This is a genomic window from Bradyrhizobium tropiciagri (genome assembly GCF_018130505.1).
Classification (GTDB): domain Bacteria; phylum Pseudomonadota; class Alphaproteobacteria; order Rhizobiales; family Xanthobacteraceae; genus Bradyrhizobium; species Bradyrhizobium tropiciagri_B.
Genome location: NZ_JAFCKH010000006.1, coordinates 188,988 through 208,291, shown reverse-complemented (window position 1 = coordinate 208,291; position 19,304 = coordinate 188,988). Strand labels below are relative to the sequence as shown.

At 65.3% G+C, this 19,304-nt stretch carries 16 protein-coding genes; 7 read left to right on the top strand and 9 right to left on the bottom strand.

The window, feature by feature from the left end; all coding sequences use genetic code 11:
* Nucleotides 1-72 precede the first annotated feature (72 nt).
* The 6 genes from JQ633_RS17230 to JQ633_RS17205 are packed head-to-tail and all read left to right on the top strand — an operon-like array spanning nt 73 to nt 6,272.
* Entirely contained in the window at nt 73-783 is a 711-nt protein-coding gene (locus JQ633_RS17230; RefSeq protein ID WP_211986242.1) for a DUF1028 domain-containing protein, read from the top strand.
* Complete coding sequence (locus JQ633_RS17225) at nt 780-1,769, top strand: ABC transporter ATP-binding protein (RefSeq protein WP_211986241.1); 990 nt, start codon at nt 780-782, stop codon at nt 1,767-1,769. The genes JQ633_RS17230 and JQ633_RS17225 overlap by 4 nt, the downstream gene beginning before the upstream one ends.
* Nucleotides 1,766-2,878, top strand: coding sequence for an ABC transporter ATP-binding protein (locus tag JQ633_RS17220; protein ID WP_211986240.1), 1,113 nt, complete (start codon nt 1,766-1,768; stop codon nt 2,876-2,878). The genes JQ633_RS17225 and JQ633_RS17220 overlap by 4 nt, the downstream gene beginning before the upstream one ends.
* Nucleotides 2,879-2,895: 17 nt before the next feature.
* Nucleotides 2,896-4,407 carry an ABC transporter substrate-binding protein gene (locus tag JQ633_RS17215; RefSeq protein WP_211986239.1) on the top strand — a complete coding sequence of 504 codons (1,512 nt, stop codon included), beginning with the start codon at nt 2,896-2,898 and terminating at the stop codon, nt 4,405-4,407.
* 31 nt (nt 4,408-4,438) lie between these two features.
* Nucleotides 4,439-5,380 (top strand): ABC transporter permease, encoded by a 942-nt coding sequence (locus JQ633_RS17210; protein WP_211986238.1) that lies wholly within the window; start codon nt 4,439-4,441, stop codon nt 5,378-5,380.
* A gap of 4 nt (nt 5,381-5,384) precedes the next feature.
* On the top strand, nt 5,385-6,272 hold the full coding sequence (locus JQ633_RS17205) for an ABC transporter permease (protein ID WP_211986237.1): 888 nt from the start codon (nt 5,385-5,387) through the stop codon (nt 6,270-6,272).
* A 187-nt stretch (nt 6,273-6,459) separates the two neighbouring features.
* On the opposite strand, the gene JQ633_RS17200 is transcribed toward JQ633_RS17205, so the two are convergent.
* The 8 genes from JQ633_RS17200 to JQ633_RS17165 all read right to left on the bottom strand — a co-directional run bounded on the left by JQ633_RS17200 (nt 6,460) and on the right by JQ633_RS17165 (nt 16,642).
* On the bottom strand, nt 6,460-7,761 hold the full coding sequence (locus tag JQ633_RS17200) for a glycosyltransferase (RefSeq protein WP_349631569.1): 1,302 nt from the start codon (nt 7,759-7,761) through the stop codon (nt 6,460-6,462).
* 241 nt (nt 7,762-8,002) lie between these two features.
* Complete coding sequence (locus tag JQ633_RS17195; protein WP_211986236.1) at nt 8,003-9,235, bottom strand: hypothetical protein; 1,233 nt, start codon at nt 9,233-9,235, stop codon at nt 8,003-8,005.
* A 260-nt stretch (nt 9,236-9,495) separates the two neighbouring features.
* A complete protein-coding gene (cnbZ, locus tag JQ633_RS17190; protein WP_211986235.1) occupies nt 9,496-10,239 on the bottom strand; it encodes a 2-amino-5-chloromuconate deaminase CnbZ in 744 nt (247 codons plus the stop codon).
* Between the two features lie 130 nt (nt 10,240-10,369).
* Nucleotides 10,370-13,474 carry a multidrug efflux RND transporter permease subunit gene (locus JQ633_RS17185; protein WP_211986234.1) on the bottom strand — a complete coding sequence of 1,035 codons (3,105 nt, stop codon included), beginning with the start codon at nt 13,472-13,474 and terminating at the stop codon, nt 10,370-10,372.
* A gap of 85 nt (nt 13,475-13,559) precedes the next feature.
* On the bottom strand, nt 13,560-14,753 hold the full coding sequence (locus tag JQ633_RS17180; RefSeq protein ID WP_211986233.1) for an efflux RND transporter periplasmic adaptor subunit: 1,194 nt from the start codon (nt 14,751-14,753) through the stop codon (nt 13,560-13,562).
* A gap of 1 nt (nt 14,754) precedes the next feature.
* Complete coding sequence (locus JQ633_RS17175; protein ID WP_211986449.1) at nt 14,755-15,456, bottom strand: TetR/AcrR family transcriptional regulator; 702 nt, start codon at nt 15,454-15,456, stop codon at nt 14,755-14,757.
* A gap of 65 nt (nt 15,457-15,521) precedes the next feature.
* On the bottom strand, nt 15,522-16,112 hold the full coding sequence (locus tag JQ633_RS17170) for a thiamine pyrophosphate-dependent enzyme (protein WP_211986232.1): 591 nt from the start codon (nt 16,110-16,112) through the stop codon (nt 15,522-15,524).
* On the bottom strand, nt 16,109-16,642 hold the full coding sequence (locus tag JQ633_RS17165; protein ID WP_211986231.1) for a thiamine pyrophosphate-binding protein: 534 nt from the start codon (nt 16,640-16,642) through the stop codon (nt 16,109-16,111). The genes JQ633_RS17170 and JQ633_RS17165 overlap by 4 nt, the downstream gene beginning before the upstream one ends.
* Nucleotides 16,643-16,852: 210 nt before the next feature.
* Here JQ633_RS17165 and JQ633_RS17160 point away from each other — a divergent pair, with 210 nt between their 5' ends.
* Nucleotides 16,853-18,088, top strand: a complete 1,236-nt coding sequence (locus JQ633_RS17160; RefSeq protein ID WP_211986230.1) for a cytochrome P450 — start codon at nt 16,853-16,855, stop codon at nt 18,086-18,088.
* A gap of 12 nt (nt 18,089-18,100) precedes the next feature.
* Here JQ633_RS17160 and JQ633_RS17155 read toward each other — a convergent pair whose 3' ends face one another.
* Nucleotides 18,101-19,246: an alpha-hydroxy acid oxidase gene (locus JQ633_RS17155; RefSeq protein ID WP_211986229.1), complete on the bottom strand. Its 1,146-nt coding sequence runs from the start codon at nt 19,244-19,246 to the stop codon at nt 18,101-18,103.
* Nucleotides 19,247-19,304: the final 58 nt, after the last annotated feature.

Below are 19,304 nucleotides of genomic sequence, written 5' to 3'. Positions count from 1 at the left end.
CCCTCTCAGAGCGAGCTTCGCTCGTCTCGGCTCCGCGAAGAGCGGGGAGAGGGAGAAGAGAGATGAGATGAGATGACCTGGTCGATCATCGCCCGCGACAGCGCCACCGGCCAGCTCGGCATTGCCGTCGCGACGCGGTTCTTCGCGGTCGGAGCGCTCGTGCCACATATCGCATCCGGCGTCGGCGCCGTCGCGACACAGGCGCTGGTCAATCCCTATCTTGGCATCGACGGCCTCAGGCTGCTGCGCGGCGGCGGCAGTCCGCACGATGTGATCGCGGTCCTGCTCGCGGCCGATAGCGGCCGCGAGAACCGGCAGGTGCATATTATGGACGCACGCGGCCGCATCGGCGCGCATTCCGGCAAGGACTGCGTCGACTGGTTCGGCAATATCGCCGGCGACGGCTTCTCGATCGCCGGCAACATGCTGGCGGGTCCCGCGGTGCTCGATGAGACCGCGCGTGTCTATAACGCGAACGAGAAGCTTCCCTTCGCGCAACGGCTGATCAAGGCGATGTTCGCCGGCGAAGCGGCCGGCGGCGACAAGCGCGGCAAGCAATCGGCGGCGCTCCTGATCCACGGCACGGAGGAATGGCCTGACCTCGACCTCCGCGTCGACGATCACGCCGATCCCCTGCGCGAACTGGAACGGCTGGAAGCGGTCAGCCGCGAGCGCTGGGTGCATTTCCGACAATTCCTGCCGACCCGCGACAACCCGGCCGGCACCACCGACCGCGCCACGATCGACGCCGCCATCGAAGCCGCAACGACGGGCCGGAAATGACGGCAGGCCCGCTGATCGAGATCGAGGGCCTGCGCGTCATCTTCCATGGCGATGACGGCCGCATTACGCATGCCGTCGACAGCGTCGATCTGTCCGTAGCCAATGGTGCCACGCTCGGGCTGGTCGGCGAATCCGGTTGCGGCAAGAGCGTGACCTCGCTCGCGATCATGGGGCTGCTGCCGAAGCAATCCGCCACCGTCTCCGGCGCGATCCGCTTTGACGGTTTCGACCTGCTCGACGTGCCCGACGACACGCTGCGCGATCTGCGCGGCAACCGGCTGGCGATGATCTTCCAGGAGCCGATGACCTCGCTCAACCCGAGCTTCACCATCGGCGACCAGATCACCGAGACCATCCTGCGCCACCGCGGCGGCTCGCGGCGCAAGGCGCGCGAGCGCGCCATCGAGCTGCTGCGCAGCGTCCACATCCCCTCGCCCGACCAGCGCATCGACGAATATCCGCACAAGCTGTCCGGCGGCATGCGCCAGCGCGTCATGATCGCGATGGCGCTGGCCTGCGATCCGCAGCTTTTGATCGCGGACGAACCGACCACCGCGCTCGACGTCACGCTGCAGGCCCAGATCCTCGACCTGATGCGCGAGCTCAAGGCGGCGAGCGGCGCCGCCATCATCCTGATCACCCACGATCTCGGTGTCGTCGCCGAAGTCTGCGACGAGGTCGCGGTGATGTATGCCGGCGAGATCGTCGAGCGCGCGCCGGTCGACGAATTGTTCGCCAACCCGCAGCATCCCTATACGGTCGGCCTGCTCGGCTCGATCCCGCGGCTCGACCGCCGCACCGCGCATCTCGCCACCATCGAGGGCATGGTGCCGAACATGATGCATCCGCCGCCCGGCTGCCGCTTTGCCGCACGCTGCCCGTTCGTCGAAGATGCCTGCATCAAGGCGCCACCGCCGCTCGCGCTGCTGAGCCCGACCCACGCCTCGCGCTGCATCAGGGCGCCGCTGGAGCGGCTGGTGTCATGAGCGCGCTGCTCGAGGTGCAGGGGCTGGTGAAGCATTTCGTCGCCGGGCGCTCGGTATTCGGCTGGCCGACCGCGCATGTGAAAGCGGTCGATGGCGTCAGCTTCACGGTCGAGGCCGGCCGGACGCTGGCGCTGGTCGGCGAATCCGGCTGTGGCAAATCCACCGTCAGCCGGTTGGTGCTGCGACTGATCGAGCCCGATGCCGGCATCGTCCGCTTCGAGGGCCGCGATCTCGGCACGCTCAATGCCAACGAGCTGCGCGCATTCCGGCGCGACGCGCAGATCATCTTCCAGGACCCCTATGCCTCGCTCAATCCACGGATGACGGTGAGCCAGATCCTGACCGAGCCGCTGGCCCTGCACGGCCTGGTGCCGCCGGCGCGGCGCCGCGAGCGGGTCGATGAGCTGCTGCGGCTGGTCGGCCTCGAGCCGCGCTTTGCCCGCCGCTACCCGCACGAATTCTCCGGCGGCCAGCGCCAGCGCATCGCGATCGCGCGGGCACTGGCGGTCGAGCCGAAGCTGATCATCTGCGACGAGCCGGTGTCGGCGCTCGACGTCTCGATCCGCTCGCAGATCCTCAATTTGCTGCGCGACCTGCAGGACCGGCTCAAGCTCGCCTACATCTTCGTCTCGCACGATCTGGCCGTAGTGAAGCACATCGCCGACCGCGTCGCCGTGATGAATCTCGGCACCATCGTCGAGACCGCGGACGCCGAGCAGCTGTTCGCCGCACCGCGCCATCCCTACAGCCGCGCGCTGCTGTCGGCGATCCCGGTGCCGAAGCCGCGCGCCAAGCGTAGCCGCATCGTTCTGGAAGGCGAGCTGCCGAGCGCGCTCAATCCGCCTTCGGGCTGCCGCTTCCATACCCGCTGCCCCTACACGATCGCGCGCTGCCGCAGCGAGGAGCCGCAATTGCTGGCGGATGGCGCCGGCCACGCCACGGCATGTCACCGCACCGCGGAGCTGCCGCTGCCGGACAGCATCGTGCCGACCGACGGCGGCTTCTCGCCGGCGCTGGAGAAACTGGTCGCGGCTTTCGGCAGCGTCGCGGAAGGCGCGCGCAGCGCCGGGGTTGATACAGTCAAGCCTATGCCGGAAGCGGGTGCATGAACATGGGGAACAGTGTGATGAAGATGTCTCGTTTGGCGGCGGTTGCCGCCGCCGTTTTCCTGTCGCTTGGAGCCAGCGCACAGGCTCAGACCACGCTGCGGATCGGCCTTGCAGAGGATCCCGATATCCTCGACCCGACCATGGCGCGCACCTATGTCGGCCGCATCGTGTTTGCCGCGATGTGCGACAAGCTGTTCGACATCGACGAGAAGCTCAACATCGTGCCGCAGCTCGCGCTGTCGCACGAGACCTCCGCCGACGGCAAGGAGGTCACGATCAAGCTGCGGCCCGGAGTCAAGTTCCAGGACGGCGAGCCGCTCGATGCCGAGGCGGCAAAGTTCTCGCTGGACCGGCACCTGACCTTCCCCGGCTCGTTCCGCAAGCCGGAGCTCGCCAGCGTCGATCATGTCGACGTCGTCGATCCGCTGACCATCAAGCTGGTGCTCAAGGCGCCGTTCTCGCCGTTGATCGCCCAGCTCACCGACCGTTCCGGCATGATGGTGTCGCCGAAAGCCGCGAAGGCCGCCGGCGACAAGTTCGGCCTGCACCCGGTCTGCGCCGGCCCGTACAAGTTCGTCGAGCGCGTGCAGCAGGATCGCATCGTGCTGGAGAAGTTCGCCGACTACTGGAACAAGGACAACGTCTTCATCGACCGCATCGTCTATCTGCCGATCGTCGACGCCACGGTGCGGCTCGCCAACCTGAAATCCGGCGGGCTCGATCTGATCGAGCGCGTGCTCGCCACCGACCTGAAGGACGTGCGCGCGGATTCGCGGCTGAAAGTATCGAGTGCGATCGAGCTCGGCTATCAGGGCATCACGCTGAATATCGGCAAGGACAAGGTCAAGGGACCGCTCAGCCAGTCCGTCAAGGTGCGGCAGGCGCTCGACCTCGCGATCGACCGCGAAGCGATCAACCAGGTTGTGTTCAACGGCGAGTTCAAGCCTGGCAACCAGTGGATCAGCCCGGACCATCCCTATTACCAGAAGGACTTTCCGATCCGCCCGCGCAACGTCGAACGGGCCAAGGCGCTGCTGAAGGAAGCCGGCGTCACGCCGCCGGTCAGCGTCGATTTCATGGTGCCGAAGGGACCGGAAACCGAAGGCACCGCCCAGGTGGTGCAGGCGATGGCCGCCGAGGCCGGCTTCGACATGAAGATCAGGGTGACGGAATTCGCGACCTCGCTGAAGCAGGCCGAGGCTGGCGAATACCAGGCCTACATGCTGGCCTGGAGCGGCCGCATCGATCCCGACGGCAATTCCTATGTGTTCCTGCACAAGGATGCGCCGCAGAACTACAGCGGCTGGGCCAATCCCGAGGCCGACAAGGCGCTCGACGACGCCCGCCTCACCACCGACACGACCCAGCGCCGGGCAATCTACGCCAAGCTGGCCAAGCTGGAGCTCGAGGACGAAGCCATCCTCTACATCTACCACCGCCGCATCATCATCGCGCACACGACGAAGCTCGACGGCTACAAGCAGATGCCCGACGGCCTCGTGCGTGTCGTCGGCCTGAAGCTGAAGTGATCGCGCCGGCGTTGGGGAGAAGAACATCGCCATGCTGAACTTCCTCGCCAAACGGCTGGTTCAGATCGTGCCGACGCTGTTCTTCGTCTCGATCCTGATCTTCTCGCTGCAGCAATTGCTGCCCGGCGATCCGGCGCTGGTGATGGCCGGCGAGGAGCGCGATCCCGCCGTGATCGCGCAGATCCGCGCGCAGTATCATCTCGATCAGCCGATCCCGGTGCAATATGTCTACTGGATCAAGGGCGTGCTGTCGGGCGATTTCGGCGAGTCGCTGCGCAACAAGATGCCGGTGCTGGAGCTGATCAAGCAGAAGCTGCCGGTGACCTTGCAACTTGCCGGCATGGCGATCGTGATCGCGTTCCTGATCGGCATTCCCGCAGGGATCATCTCCGCGGTGAAAAAGGGCACGGTGTGGGACTACGGCGCCAATCTGTTTGCGCTGTGGGGCATCTCGACGCCGAATTTCTGGCTCGGCATCATGCTGATCTTCCTGTTCTCCATCGAACTGGGCTGGCTGCCGGCCTCCGGCTACGTGCGGCTCTCCGAGAACTGGCGCGCCAGCCTCGCCGTGACCATCATGCCGGCCTTCGTGCTCGGCAACGCCATCGCCGCGATCCTGATGCGCCACACCCGCAGCGCGATGCTGCAGGTGCTGGAGAGCGACTATGTCCGCACCGCACGCGCCAAGGGCCTGTCGGAGCGCACGGTGATCCTCAAGCACGCGATGCGCAACGCGCTGACGCCGATCATCACGCTCGGCGCGCTCGAGCTCGGCACGCTGCTGTCGGGCGCGGTACTCACCGAGCAGATCTTCTCGATCCCCGGCTTCGGCAAGCTGATCGTCGACGCCGTGTTCAACCGCGATTACGCCGTGGTGCAGGGCGTGGTGCTGACGACGGCGACGATCTACATCACGCTCAATTTGATCGCCGACATCGCCTACATCCTGGTCAATCCACGGCTGCGGGGCTGATCCGATGACCGACGCCGCGCTCGCAACCGTCGCCCTCGCCGCTTCCGATACGCTGGAGAGCCCGGCGCGGCGCGCCTGGCGCCGGCTGATCCGGCGCAAGGGCGCGGTGATCGGCCTCGCCGTGATCTCGCTCTTCATCCTGATGGCGGTCTTCGCGCCGTGGATCGTGCCCTACGATCCGATCGCGACGAGCTGGTCGCTGGTGCGCAAGGCGCCGTCGGCACAGCACTGGTTCGGCACCGACGAGCTCGGCCGCGACGTGCTGGCCCGCGTCGTGTTCGGCGCGCGCGCCTCGCTGCTCGCCGGTGTCATCTCGGTCGGCATTGCGCTCGCGATCGGCGTTCCGCTCGGCTTGCTCGCCGGTTACCGCGGCGGCTTCATCGACGCGCTGATCAGCCGTATCACCGATGCGATGCTGGCCTGCCCGTTCCTGATCCTGGCGATCGCGCTCGCCGCCTTCCTCGGCCCGAGCCTCGGCAATGCGATGATCGCGATCGGCATCTCGGCGACCCCGATCTTCATCCGCCTGACCCGCGGACAGGTACTGAGCGTCAAGGTCGAGGACTACATCGAGGCGGCGCGCGCCATGGGCAATCCGCGCTGGCGCATCGCGCTGGTCCACATCCTGCCCAACATCCTGCCGGCGCTGCTGGTGCAGGCGACGCTGTCGATCGCGGCCGCGATCATCGCGGAGGCCGCGCTGTCTTTCCTCGGCCTCGGCCAGCAGCCGCCGGCACCGTCCTGGGGCAGCATGCTCAACGCCGCGCAGCGCTTCCTCACCAACGCGCCGTGGATGGCGATCTGGCCGGGGCTTGCGATCTTCCTGGTGGTTCTCTCGTTCAACCTGGTCGGCGACGGCCTGCGCGACGCGCTGGATCCGAAGGCGCGGTGATTGCCACGATCGATTGGGCTGGCTCGGCGTCATCACCCGGCTTGACCGGGTGATCCAGTATTCCAGAGGCAGCGGTGATTGAGCCGAGAGGCCGCGGCGTACTGGATCGCCCGGTCAAGCCGGGCGATGACAGTCTTGGTGGGGACAATTGCGTGCCCCGAGACTGGCGATCTTCGCGTGGCGCCTGTCAGGCGGATTTGCGAAGCGATTGCTTGTTCGGTTGCCGTCTCGCCGCGCGGCCGGCGGCGGCGATCATCTCCATCTCCGCGACGAGACTGGACCGCTCGATATCGGCCGTGATGGCCGCGCCGAGGCGACTGGCCGCCGCCTTGAATTGCGGCTCCGCAATCAATCGGTTCACCGCCGCGGCAACTTCCGCTTCGGAGGCGGTCGGCGGCAATCGCAGCCCGGCCCCCTTTGCCTCGACGCGCGCGGCGTTGTCGGCCTGGTCCCGCCCCATCGGCAGTATGAGTTGCGGCAGCGCGTTGATGAGTGAGCGCGTGACGGTTCCGTGGCCGCCTTGCGAGATCACCACCGAAACATCCTTCATGACGAGGTCATGAGGCGCGCCGCGGACCAGATGCACATTCCTCGGAGCCCGAAGATCGGCGAGGTCCAGATTGGGGCCGGCGGTTGCAAGGGCATCGATGTCGACCGCTGCCATCGCATCGATGATTCTCTGAAACATTTCGCGCTGACCTTGCGCGCCCGTGCTGCATGCGATCAGCGCGCGCGGGCGGCCCGAATCCGCCGGCCATGGCGCTCGCCACGCCTCCGCCTGCGCAGATTTGGACCAATTGGGTACATCGAGCAGCGGTCCGACGTATCGGAAATTGTCGGGCAGCCACTCAGCTTGAAAATCGAACGCCTGGCTGGTCGCGAGCAAAAGCCGGTCCGCGCGATCGAACAGATCGATGCCATCGATCAGCGCAGGAAGGCCCAGATCGGCACGCGCGCGATTGAGGGTTGGCAAAAACGAATTCAGCGTTTCGATCAACCTGGCACCGGCGGCGGCAGCTTCGGCGCGCTCTCGCGGCGTTTTCGGCTGGCTCAATCCGCTGGTGGCCAGCGGCATTCCCGGCAGCGGCCGAATGCTGACATGAGGCGACAGCAGAGCGAACGGCACGCCGGATGCCTCCGCCCCGATTGCCGCGCCCAACAGCGCGTCAAGCAGGAGAACGGCATCCGTCGTCATGCGGCCGATCTCATCGCGCATGTCGGCCGCATAGAGCGCGGCAGGATCAAACAAGGCCCTGCGCATCCAGTCTTGCATGTCCGAGACGTCGACCGGATCCGCCGCCTGCCCCGTCGGTGCGCGGCGCCACGCCACGAATGCGAAGCCGGCGGCCTCGACCTCGGAGCGCATCGCCGGATCCGCCATCACCCGGATGTGGTGTCCACTCTGGCGCAATCTCCGCGCCGCGGTCAGCAGCGGGCTCAAATTCCCGAGCGTGCCCCACGACGCCAGCAGAAAATGATAGGACATCATCGAACCTTTCTCTCACGATCGTGAACTCGCTGCTGCAATCCCGCGCAAGCCGATGCTGGCTCGCGGACGGATGCTCGGCCACGCTCGTGTCGGCGCGGCCACCTCAAGAATGATGCGGCACGCGCTACTCAACGATGTCTCGTCAGAGTGAGATGGTTACATCTGTAAGGATGAGAATGGCCGCTGATGGGCGCAGGCGGACATTGAATGGCCGCTCACGTCACCGTCCAATGCAATCGCATCAGCTCGTCTGCTTCTCGATCTCCAGGAACCAGAGGTCTTCGCCGAACGCCTCCACCAGCTGCTTCCGCAGCGCGGCCGCCTCCTCGTTCCAGACCCGGTTGGTCGGGTCCATCCCGAGCTTGCGCTTCAGCTCCAGGTATTGGCTCGTGCATTCGTTGAACGCGGCAAGTTCGTCCGGCGTGAACACCGCCACCTCGGCCGAGCGAACGAAATGCTCGATCTTGCCGCGCACGCCGAGAATGCCGAGCTCTTCCTCCCAGTGCGATTCCTTGTTCTGCGTCGTGATCTGCATGCCGGTGAAATCCGCCACCCATACGCTGGCGCTGTCACGGCCCTGCATGATCTGAAGGTCGCGATATTTTTCCGGATAGGCCGGCCATTTGTGCGACGACGCGGTGCACTTGATGTGAATCTCGATGTGGTAGTTGAGATAGACCTTCTCGCCCTCGTCCAGCCGCAGTTGCAGCTTTGCGATCTCCGGCGCGAGCTCCGGCAACTTGCTGTTGATGTGGTCGTCCACCAGCTCGAGGCCTTCCCTTATGTACTTCTTCTGCTGCCAGCCATCGAGCAACGCCCCGATGATGGCGAAGATGGCGGTCTCGAGCAGGGCCACGCCCAGGCCGCGAAGTATCTGCGGCCGCACGGCGTTGCGGATGCCCATCTTGATGCTGGACAGCTTGATCTTCAGGTTGCCGAGATTGGGGAGTTGCAGGTTGAGCCGTGGCCGCAGCTTCAGCAGCCGTCGCGCCATGCCGATGTTCTCGACGCCGGCGACATACGGAATCGAGCTTTCGCGCGCGATCGCGACCCCCTGATTGGCGGCACGCCGGGCAAACGGTGCGTCCAGCGTCCAAAGCTCGGTCCGCAGGCTCTTCGCTTCCGCCGCGACGAATGCATCGCCCGGCCGTTGTTTGGCAGCGCCCTTGCCATATTCGGTGATCCGTCCCGGCTGGTTCCGGCCCGGCTCATACTGGATATTCTGATTGTAGAGATCAACCCGGTCGGCCATCGCGCCGGCCGGCGCGACTTCGAGCCCGAGGTCATCGATGATGGCACGATAGCCCTCGCGCAGCGCCTGTGTCGGAGAGCCCAGCACCAGTTCATTGTAGGAGGCGCGCGCGACATAGACCGGCCGTGAACCGGAGTCCCTGAGCATCTTGATCAGTGCCTCAGCGGCCTGAATGTTGCCTTTCGCGATTTGGGTGAACACATTCGTATCGATGATCGGCATCTGCCAATGGCTCCAGTCGCGTCTCCACCACGCCCCTCCGTGCGGCGACGCGGGGCACCAGTCGCATCATTTTGTGCGTGATCGGGAGCCTGTGGTTTTGCGTGGGCGCGTCAATAAAACTTGAACTCGACGCGCCAGGACTTGAACAATCGTGACGGATGCGCGGACAAGAGAAATCCGCTTCGGAACCTTGGCGCCGGCTTTGGCGTGTCCGCAGCGTGTCCGGTTGCGGGCTTTCGCGGAAATGCCGATCCGTGCCCCTAGATCACCACCTCGCGCAGCACGCGCCGGCAATCCATCTCGTATTCGAGATCGACCACCGGCGGGCGGCAGAAGTGCCAGGTCAGGCCGGAGCGCGTGGCGCCGCGGTGGACCAGTTCGTCGACGATGACGGGATGGATGTCGTGCACGGTATAGGCCTGCACGTTCGTCGTCTCGGTCCAGGTGAAGCCGAACTCGGCAAGGCGCCGTTCCATCTCTCCCGTGGTGAAGCGGACCTTCTCCCGCCACGCCTCCGGACTGAGGTCGCGATAGCGGACGATGCGCTCGGGATAGCTGCCGGCGCCGCCGCGCGCCTCGGCGCCGCCTGCGATCACGAAGGATGGCGAAGCGCCACTGCTCGGCCGCGTGAACGAGAAGGCGTAGAACGACGGCTCGGACGGCGGGTCGATCTCCGGGCAGACATTGCTGCGCGCCACCGGATTGCTGCTGCCGTCATAGATGCCCCATTCGGCGAGTGTCTTGACATAGTGCTGGTTGAAGGCGCGAAAACCCTCTTCGGTGAAGGCGGCAGGCGAACGCAGCTCGCAGGCGCAGAACGACGTCAGCGGCCGGCCTGTGCCCTGGATGTAGGCGGCGATCCGGGCGAAGCCTTCGGCGAGCGGCAACAGGCGGTCGAAGCGCACCCGCTCGATCTCGTAGCCCGCGCTTGCCTGCGCGCCGCTGGAATATTGGAAGACGGCGGGAATAAAGCGGTAGTTACCTGCCTCGAAGTCGCTGACCATGTCTGTTCCTCCCAGGTCTTCTCAGGCGGGTTTGCTGTGCCTGCCCTGGGCAGAGGATATCACGGCAAAAAGAAAAGGCGGCAAGGCTTTCGCCGGTGCCGCCTTTCCTGCGAGCAAGAGCTTGGAGGGCTCAGGTTGGTTTCAGTGCGCCCGGATGGCCGCCGTCGAGATCGAAATCGGCGATCTGCTTGGCGCGGTCCGAGCGGGATGCGGCCTCGTGGTCGGTCGCGATCACCGTGTAGACCATCGGCAGCACGAACAGCGTGAACAGCGTACCGATCGTCATGCCGGTCACGACGACGAGGCCGATCGAGAAGCGGCTGGCCGCGCCGGCGCCGGAGGCGGTCAGCAGCGGCAGCAGGCCGGTGACCATCGCCGCCGTCGTCATCAGGATCGGACGCAGCCGGATGCGGGCCGCCATCTCGATCGCCGAGCGGCGGTCGAGCTTCTCGTTGAGCTGCAGCTCGTTGGCGAACTCCACCATCAGGATGCCGTGCTTGGTGATCAGTCCGACCAGCGTCAGCAGGCCCACCTGGGTGTAGATGTTCATGGTGGCGACGCCGAAGAACAGCGGGATCAAAGCGCCGACGATCGCCATCGGCACGCTGATCATGATCACGAACGGATCGCGCAGGCTCTCGAACTGCGCCGCCAGCACCAGGAAGATGATGATGATGGCGAATGCGAAGGTGATCATCAGCTGACTGCCTTCGTTGACGTATTGCCGGGAGTCGGCGAGGAAATCGTAGCTGAAGCCGGACGGCAGCTTCTTGGCCTCACCCTGCAGGAACTCGACCGCCTGCCCCATCGAGACGCCCGGCATCGGCACGGCCTGGAAGGTCGACGAGTTGAGCTGGTTGTAGTGCGTCAAAGCGTTCGGATCGACGCCGGTCTCGACCGAGACGACGGTCGACAGCCGCACCAGTTGCCCGGTCGTGGTCGGCACATAGAAGTTGTCGAACGACTCCGGTGCGAGGCGCGCGGCGCGCGGCACCTGCGGGATCACCTGATAGGAACGTCCCTCCAGGTTGAAGCGGTTGACGTAGTTGCCGCCAAGCAGCGTCGCCAGCGCGTTGCCGACCGACTGCATGGTGATGCCGAGATCGCTCGCCTTGGAGCGGTCGACCTTCACCCGGACCACCGGCTGGTTGAAGTCGAGGTCGCTGTCGGTGACGATGAACAGGCCGCTCTTGCGCGCGGCATCCTTCAGCTTGCTCATCTGGTCGAAGACCTGCTGGAAGCCGGCCGTCGAGGAGATCACCATCTGCACCGGCAGGCCGCCCGGACCGCCCGGCAGCGGCGGCAGGCTGAACGCGAACGCGCTGATGCCTTCGATCTTGGACAGCTCGTTCTGCACCAGCGGCTGCAGCGTTTGCGCGCTGCGCTTGCGCTCATCCCACGGCTTGAGCAGCATGCCGGCGAAGCCGCCCTGCGGGCCGGTGATGCCGTTCAGGACGAAGCGCAGATCGGTCTCCGGAAACTTCTGGAATTCCTTGTCCATCTTGTCGCCGTAGAAATCGATGTAGTCGATATTGGCGTATTTCGGCGCCTTGGTCACCGCGAACACGATGCCCTGGTCCTCCTGCGGCGCCAGCTCCTTCTGCGTATGCATGTAAAGGAAGCCGACCAGACCAAGGATGGTGACCGCGAACAAGGCGGTGATCGGCCGGTAGTCGAGCGAGCGGTCGAGCATGCGGCCATAGCCGCGGGTGATCGAACCGAACACACGGTTGACCAGCCGGGAGAAGCGGCCCTCCTCGGCGCTCTTGAGGAACACCGAGCACATCATCGGCGACAGCGTCAGCGCGATCACGCCCGACACGATGACCGAGCCGGCCAACGTGAAGGCGAATTCGCGGAACAGCGTGCCGGTGACGCCGCCGAGGAAGCCGATCGGCGCGTACACGGCGGCGAGCGTGATCGTCATCGAGACGACCGGGCCGACAATTTCGCGGGCGCCCTTTAGCGATGCCTGTACCGGTGGCATCCCCTCCTCGAGATGCCGGTGGATGTTCTCCACCACGACGATGGCGTCGTCGACCACGAGGCCGATCGCCAGCACCATCGCCAGCAGCGTCAGCAGGTTGAAGCTAAATCCGGCGGCCAGCATCAGGATGCAGACGCCGATCAGCGACAGCGGGATGGTGACCACAGGGATGATCACCGACCGGATCGACGCCAGGAACAGGAAGATCACGATGACGACGATCAGCACCGCTTCACCGAGCGTCTTCTCGACCTCGTCGATCGACGACTGGATGAACTTGGTGGAATCGTAGGCCACCTTCATCTTCATCGACGGCGGCAGGTTGCGCTCCATATCCGGGAACAGTGCGCGCACGCCCTTCACCAGGCTGAGCGGGTTGCCCTGCGGCGTCGCCTTGATGCCGATGAAGATCGCGTGCTCGCCGTTGAAGGCGACGCTGGCATCGGTGCTCTGCGCCGCGAGCTCCACCGTCGCGATGTCCTCGATGCGCACAAAACCGCCGTCCTTCGACTTCACGATCATCCGCTTGAACTGATCGATATTCTGAAGGTCGGTGTTGGCCGACACGTTGGAGACGATGAAGAAGCCCTTGGTCTGGCCGGCGGCGGCCTGGAAGTTGTTGGCGGCGATCGCGGCGGCGACGTCGTTCGGCGACACGCCGCGCCCGGCCATCCGGGTCGGATCGAGCCAGACGCGCATCGCGAAGGTCTGGCCGCCGAGGATGTCGGCGGAGGCGACGCCGTCGACGGTCGAGAGCACCGGCTGCACGACGCGGGTCAGGTAGTCAGAAATCGCCGATCCGGTCAGTTCCTCGCTGGAGAAGCCGAGATACATCACCGCGATGGTGTCGCCGGTAGCCTTGGTCACGACCGGATCGAAGGCTTCCTTCGGGATCAGGTATTTGACCGAGTTGACCTTGGCGAGCACCTCGGTGAGCGCCTGGTTCGGATCGTGATTGAGCTTGATGTAGACCTGGATCGTCGAGGTGCCGAGCACCGAGTTCGACGTCATGTAGTCGACGCCTTCCGCCGAGGCGACGGCCTGCTCGATCGGCGTGGTGATGAAGCCGTTGATCAGCTCGGGCGACGCACCGGGATAGGACGTCGTGATCGTCACCACGGTGTTCGACAGGTTCGGATATTGCCGGATCGGCAGCACCATCGCCGCGCGCAGGCCGATCAGGAGAATCAGCAGGCTGACGACGACCGACAGCACCGGGCGCTTGATGAAAATATCAGTGAAGGCCATCGCCAACTCTATTCTTGTTGTCCGCCGTAACAGGCAGCGCGTGGCGGAGGGCCCCGATGGGCCCCCCTGATACGGATGATCGCAATCAGTAGCGCGGCGGCTCGGCCGGAACCGGCGGCGGCGGATCGGTCGAGATCGCGACCGGCATGCCCGACTGCAGCTTGATCTGGCCGACCGCGACGACCTTGTCGCCGGGCTTCAGGCCCTTGAGGATCGCGACGCGGCCTTCGACGCGAGTGCCGGTCTTCACGAAGGTGCGGTCGGCGGTCAGCGTGGTCTTGCCGTCGTCGCCCTTCTTCTCGTTGATCAGGAACACCGAGTCGCCATACAGCGTGTAGTCGACCGCCGTCTCCGGCACGGTGACGACCGCGGGCGTCTCCGGCAGCACGATCGTGCTGGTCGCGAACATGCCGGGCTTGAGGATGCGGTCCGGATTCTGCACCGTCGCCTGAACCCTGATGTTGCGGGTGTCGGTCGAGATCTGCGGCTCGATCGTCGTGATCTTGCCTTCGAAGGTGCGGCCCGGATAGGCGTCGACCTTGATCCGCACGGTCTGTCCAACCTGGACCTGCGAGCTCTGCTTCTCGGTGACGGTCAGGTTCGCATACAGCACCGACAGATCGGTCAGCGTGACGACCTGCGTGCCGGCGGTGAGGTACTGGCCGACTTCGACCATGCGGACGCCGAGGTCACCCTCGAACGGCGCGCGCACCAGCTTCTGCGAGATCAGCGCTTCGGTCTTGGCGATGCCGGCCTTGGCCTGATCGAACGCCGCCTGCGCCGTGTCGACGGTGGACTGCGGGCCGAACTGGCGAGAAGCAAGCTGCTTGGCGCGGTCGAGCTGCAGTTCCGCCACCGTCGCCTGCGCCTTGAAGCTGGCGAGGTCGCCCTTGTCGGGCGCGTCGAACAGCTGAACCAGCGGCGTTCCAGCGTTCACATGGCTGCCGGCGGTGAACAGGATGTCGGTGATGCGGCCGGACACGTCGGCGGTGACGTTGACCTGATGCACCGCGACGAGATCGCCGACGGCGGTAAGCAGGTTCGGAATCACCTCGCTCTTCGCCTCGACCGCGGAGACGTTCGACGCCGGCGGCTTGTTGTTGGCGAAGAACTGCGCGATCATGTGGCTGCGGAACGCGTTGAAGCCGACCAGGCCGCCGACCAGCACAGCCAGCAGCAATCCCACGATGAAGAACCAGCGCACCATACGGACCGGACGCTTGGCCGGCTTCTCCTTGATCGGTTGCCCCGAGATATGGCTTTCGGACTGAATGTTCATGTCATGCACTTTCTGCAGTTACCGACTGTCCCGCACTCGGTGACGGCGCGCGGCCCAAATGAGTTGAGATTGCGGCTTCGGTAAGTCCGATGCCGCGAAGGATGAACTGGCAAAGCTGCCGCTCGGCCGCAGCGGCATCGCCGTAGGGGAGACATGGTGTCGCAGGGAGCTGTGTCAGCGCACCCATCAGCACGGTGTGGTGCGCAAACCAGAACAGGTTGAGCGGCTCGTCGCCGATCTTGGTGGCTTCGCCGGCGGCGATCGCACGTTCGAGCGACGCGGCGAAGGTCGGACCGATCAGCTTGCCGACCTTGGCGTAGAGCAGCCGCGCGAACTCGCCGTCGTCGAGATGGCTCGTCACCATCAGCCGCATCCGCTGCGCCTCTTCCTGATCCGGCGCGTCGCGAAGCTGCATGAAGTGGCTGACCATGCCCTGCACCAGTTCGACCAGCGTCGCGGTCGAGGGTTCCTGACCCAGCAGATGCGCCAGATCGGGATCGGCCTCGCACTCCTCGGCAAGGATCTCGGCGTACAGCGCCGCTTTCGAGGGGAAGTGCTTGAACAGCAACCCCTCCGAAATGGCAGCCGCGGCCGCCACGCTCTTGGTCGTGGTGCCGGCAAAGCCGTTTCGGGCGAAGCATCGCTTTGCAGCACTCAGTATCAACTGACGCCGCAAATCACTCGTCATGCGTAAATTCGACATTTGGGGTCGTGAGTAATCACTCACTTTGCCCAATGTCAAGGTTCTATTGCAGCGCGAAAGTGACTTTATATCGGACTGTGGCCGAGCGACCCTCTGATCCGGTTGACGATGTAGGTGCCGTCCCGGCTCGACAGCACGCGCTCCAGATTGGCGCCGTCGATCTTCGCGCTGGCGAACCGCGGTCCGGCCGTAACATCCTGTAAGGTCGAGGAAAAATCCTCGACCTCGGCCATGGTCGAGATCGCCCTGCTGTCGCCGATTCCGCAGGCCTTGGCAACGCCGACGAGGTCGGCGCTGGCCCCGGTGTGGCTGGCCTGGCCGCCGGTCTCGCCATAGGCCTCGTTATCAAGCACGATGACCGAGAGGTTTTTCGGCTGCTGCAGGCCCACGGTGGCGAGGCTCCCGATGCCCATCAGCATCTCGCCATCGCCGGTGATCACGACCACCGGCAGCTCCGGCTGGGCCAGCGCGAGCCCGAGCCCGATCATCACGGCGCCGCCCATGCCGCCCCACAGATAGAAATTGCGGTCGTGGTCGCCGGCCGCGGCGATGTCATAGGTGGAGGCGCCGAGGCCGCCGACGGCGATGGCGCCATTGCGGTCCTTCAGCAGTTCGGCGACGACGGCGCGGCGGTCGAGGAGATTGGCTTTGCTCATTTGGTGAAGACCTTTGCCCCGATCAGGCGCTGCGACAACAGGACGGCGGTGGGCGTGCAGGCGTTGTAGGCCTGCGACGCGCCGGCCTCGACCACCTCCCGCACCTCCTCCGGGTGCGAGGCGCGCAGCACCTTGACGCCGGACAGTTCGAGGATGCCTTGGGTGTTGGAGCCCATCGGCACCTGCCAGGGATTGAACTCGCCCCACTCGCCGCGCATCGTCACCAGCGTCAGGAACGGCAGGCGGAAGATCTGCACCAGCGAGAGCATGTTGATGCAGTTGCCGACCCCGCTCGACTGCATCAGCAGCACGCCGCGCTGGCCGCCGGCCCAGGCGCCGGCCAGCAGCGCCACACCCTCTTCCTCCGTCGTCAGCGCGATGCCGCGCATGGTCGAGGAGCCGAGCACGCGTTCGATCAACTGCGAGTGTCCGGCGTCTGGCACATAGGGCACCTGACGGACCTCGAAGCGCTGCAATATCGAAAAGATCTCGTCGGGCCAGGAGGCCGCGGTCTCGGCACGGGCATGCATTCGGCGTTTCCGGTCTTGGTTTTGTTTGGCCGCGACTGTAGAGGGGCGCGCGCGCTTCATCAAAGCGCAAAACCGCATATGGCTCTGCGCTTTGCTCGCATCGGACGGGACGCGACGCCTGTTCCGCACCGGCCGCAAATCCTGTTGCGCGGCGCCCGCCGGCGGCTTACGATAGTTGCAAATGAAACTAATTAGGGTTGGATATCCGCCATGATCGGAGACGCGCGCGCGCTAGCTGACGGCTTCGACCTCGAAAAGCTGACCGGCGAATTCTACGCCGATCCCTACCCGACCTATCGGGCGCTACGCGAATACGCGCCGGTCAAGCGGCTGCCGAACGGCTGCTATTTCCTGACCCGCTACGACGACCTCGTCACCGCCTACAAGAACACCAAGGCGTTCTCGTCCGACAAGAAGAAGGAGTTCCTGCCGAAGTACGGCGACTCCCTGCTGTACGAGCACCACACCACGAGCCTCGTGTTCAACGATCCGCCGGCGCACACCCGCGTGCGGCGGCTGATCATGGGCGCGTTGTCGCCGCGCGCGATCGCGGGGATGGAAGGCGACCTGATCGCGCTGGTGGATCAGCTGCTCGACCGGATCGCCGCGAAGGGCCGCTTCGAGCTGATCGGCGATTTCGCCTCCGCGATCCCCGTCGAGGTGATCGGCAATCTGCTCGACGTGCCGCATGACGAGCGCGAGCCGCTGCGCGACTGGTCGCTGGCGATCCTGGGCGCACTCGAGCCTGTTATCGGCAAGGAAGTGTTCGATCGCGGCAACAACGCTGTGAAGGATTTCCTCGCCTATCTCGAAACCTTGGTCGAACGCCGCCGCTCGAGGCCCGGCAATCCCGAGCGCGACGTGCTGACGCGGCTGATCCGAGGAGAAGGTGATGGCGAGGACAATGGCGAGCGGCTGACCGCGAAGGAGCTGCTGCACAACTGCATCTTCCTGCTCAATGCCGGGCACGAGACCACCACCAATCTGATCGGCAACGGGCTGGTGACGCTCACGGAAAATCCCGATCAGAAGGCGCGGCTGATCGCGCAGCCCGAGCTGATCAAGACCGCGGTCGAGGAGATGCTGCGCTACGAGAGCTCGAACCAGCTCGGCAACCGCATGATCGTCGAGGACATCGAGCTCGGCGGCATCAAGCTGCCCGCCGGCACGCTGGTGACGCTATGCATCGGCGCCGCCAACCGCGACCCTGCGCAGTTCCCCGACGCTGAAGCCTTCGACGTTGCGCGCACACCGAACCGCCACCTCGCCTTCGGCACCGGTGCGCATCAATGCGCCGGAATGGCGCTGGCCCGCCTCGAAGGCGCGATAGCGATCTCGCGCTTCCTTGCCCGATTCCCGAACTACGTGCTGGACGGCGAGCCGGTGCGCGGCGGCCGCGTACGCTTCCGCGGCTTCCTCAGCGTGCCCTGCCGGCGCAACACGTGACCTCTTCGTCCGCTATCTGAACCGCAGGTTTGCGCGGGAGAGCTGGCTGATCGAGGAGCAGCCCATCAGCCGCATGTCGCGCACCAGTTCCGCGTGCAACAGGCCGAGCGCGCGCTCGACACCGGGCTGACCGGCCGACGCCAGCGGATAGAGATAGAAGCGCCCGAGTCCGACGGCCTTGGCGCCCAGCGACAGCGCCTTCAGCACATGGCTGCCGCGCTTGATGCCGCCGTCCATCATCACATCGATCCGGTCGCCCACCGCATCGACGATCTCGGCCAGCTGATCGAACCCGGCCCGGGAGCCGTCGAGCTGCCGTCCGCCATGGTTGGACAGGATGATGCCGGTGCAGCCGATCTCGACGGCGCGCTTCGCATCCTCGACCGACATGATGCCTTTCAGGCAGAATTGCCCGTTCCACTGCCGCACCATGTCGGCGACGTCGTCCCACGTCATCGCGGGATCGAGCATTTCGGTGAAATAGCGCCCGATCGACATCGCGCCGCCGCTCATGTCGACATGCTCGTCGAGTTGCGGCAGCTTGAAGCTTTCATGGGTGACATAGTTGATGGCCCATGCCGGCTTGATGGCGAATTGCAGCATGCCGCCCAGCGTTAGCCGGAACGGAATCGAGAAGCCGGTGCGCAGATCGCGCTCGCGGTTGCCGCCGGTGATGCTGTCGACGGTCAACATCATGACGTTGACGCCGGCCTGCTTGGCTCGCTGCATCATCGCCGAGTTCAGGCTGCGATCCCTGTGGAAGTAGAACTGGTAGACCTGCGGCGTGTCGTGCGCCTTGCGCAACTCCTCCAGGCTGACGGTGCCGAGCGAGGACACGCCGAACATCGTGCCGTATTTCGCAGCTGCCGCGGCGACGGCGCGTTCGCCATCATGGTGGAACAGGCGCTGCAGCGCGGTCGGCGAGCAATAGAACGGCGTCGCCAGCTTCTGCCCCATCACGGTGACCGAGAGATCGACGTTCTGGACGCCGCGCAGGACGTTGGGCACCAGGTCGCAACGCTCGAAGCTCGCGGTGTTCTGGCGCAGCGTTGTCTCGTCGTCAGCGCCGCCGTCGATATAGTCGAAGATCGGCCCCGGCAGCCGCCGCCGCGCCAGTTCACGGAAATCGTGGAAATTGTGGCAATCGCTCAAGCGCATGTCGTGCTCCGGTCCGGACCGGCGGGGTGCAGCGGCCTTCGCCGCAGACACCCGCCGC

Coding starts and splice junctions, on each gene's coding strand:
- JQ633_RS17230 (WP_211986242.1), top strand. CDS start 73: ATGACCTGGTCGATCATCGCCCGCGACAGCGCCACCGGCCAGCTCGGC.
- JQ633_RS17225 (WP_211986241.1), top strand. CDS start 780: ATGACGGCAGGCCCGCTGATCGAGATCGAGGGCCTGCGCGTCATCTTC.
- JQ633_RS17220 (WP_211986240.1), top strand. CDS start 1,766: ATGAGCGCGCTGCTCGAGGTGCAGGGGCTGGTGAAGCATTTCGTCGCC.
- JQ633_RS17215 (WP_211986239.1), top strand. CDS start 2,896: ATGAAGATGTCTCGTTTGGCGGCGGTTGCCGCCGCCGTTTTCCTGTCG.
- JQ633_RS17210 (WP_211986238.1), top strand. CDS start 4,439: ATGCTGAACTTCCTCGCCAAACGGCTGGTTCAGATCGTGCCGACGCTG.
- JQ633_RS17205 (WP_211986237.1), top strand. CDS start 5,385: ATGACCGACGCCGCGCTCGCAACCGTCGCCCTCGCCGCTTCCGATACG.
- JQ633_RS17200 (WP_349631569.1), bottom strand. CDS start 7,761: ATGATGTCCTATCATTTTCTGCTGGCGTCGTGGGGCACGCTCGGGAAT.
- JQ633_RS17195 (WP_211986236.1), bottom strand. CDS start 9,235: ATGCCGATCATCGATACGAATGTGTTCACCCAAATCGCGAAAGGCAAC.
- cnbZ (WP_211986235.1), bottom strand. CDS start 10,239: ATGGTCAGCGACTTCGAGGCAGGTAACTACCGCTTTATTCCCGCCGTC.
- JQ633_RS17185 (WP_211986234.1), bottom strand. CDS start 13,474: ATGGCCTTCACTGATATTTTCATCAAGCGCCCGGTGCTGTCGGTCGTC.
- JQ633_RS17180 (WP_211986233.1), bottom strand. CDS start 14,753: ATGAACATTCAGTCCGAAAGCCATATCTCGGGGCAACCGATCAAGGAG.
- JQ633_RS17175 (WP_211986449.1), bottom strand. CDS start 15,456: ATGTCGAATTTACGCATGACGAGTGATTTGCGGCGTCAGTTGATACTG.
- JQ633_RS17170 (WP_211986232.1), bottom strand. CDS start 16,112: ATGAGCAAAGCCAATCTCCTCGACCGCCGCGCCGTCGTCGCCGAACTG.
- JQ633_RS17165 (WP_211986231.1), bottom strand. CDS start 16,642: ATGCATGCCCGTGCCGAGACCGCGGCCTCCTGGCCCGACGAGATCTTT.
- JQ633_RS17160 (WP_211986230.1), top strand. CDS start 16,853: ATGATCGGAGACGCGCGCGCGCTAGCTGACGGCTTCGACCTCGAAAAG.
- JQ633_RS17155 (WP_211986229.1), bottom strand. CDS start 19,246: ATGCGCTTGAGCGATTGCCACAATTTCCACGATTTCCGTGAACTGGCG.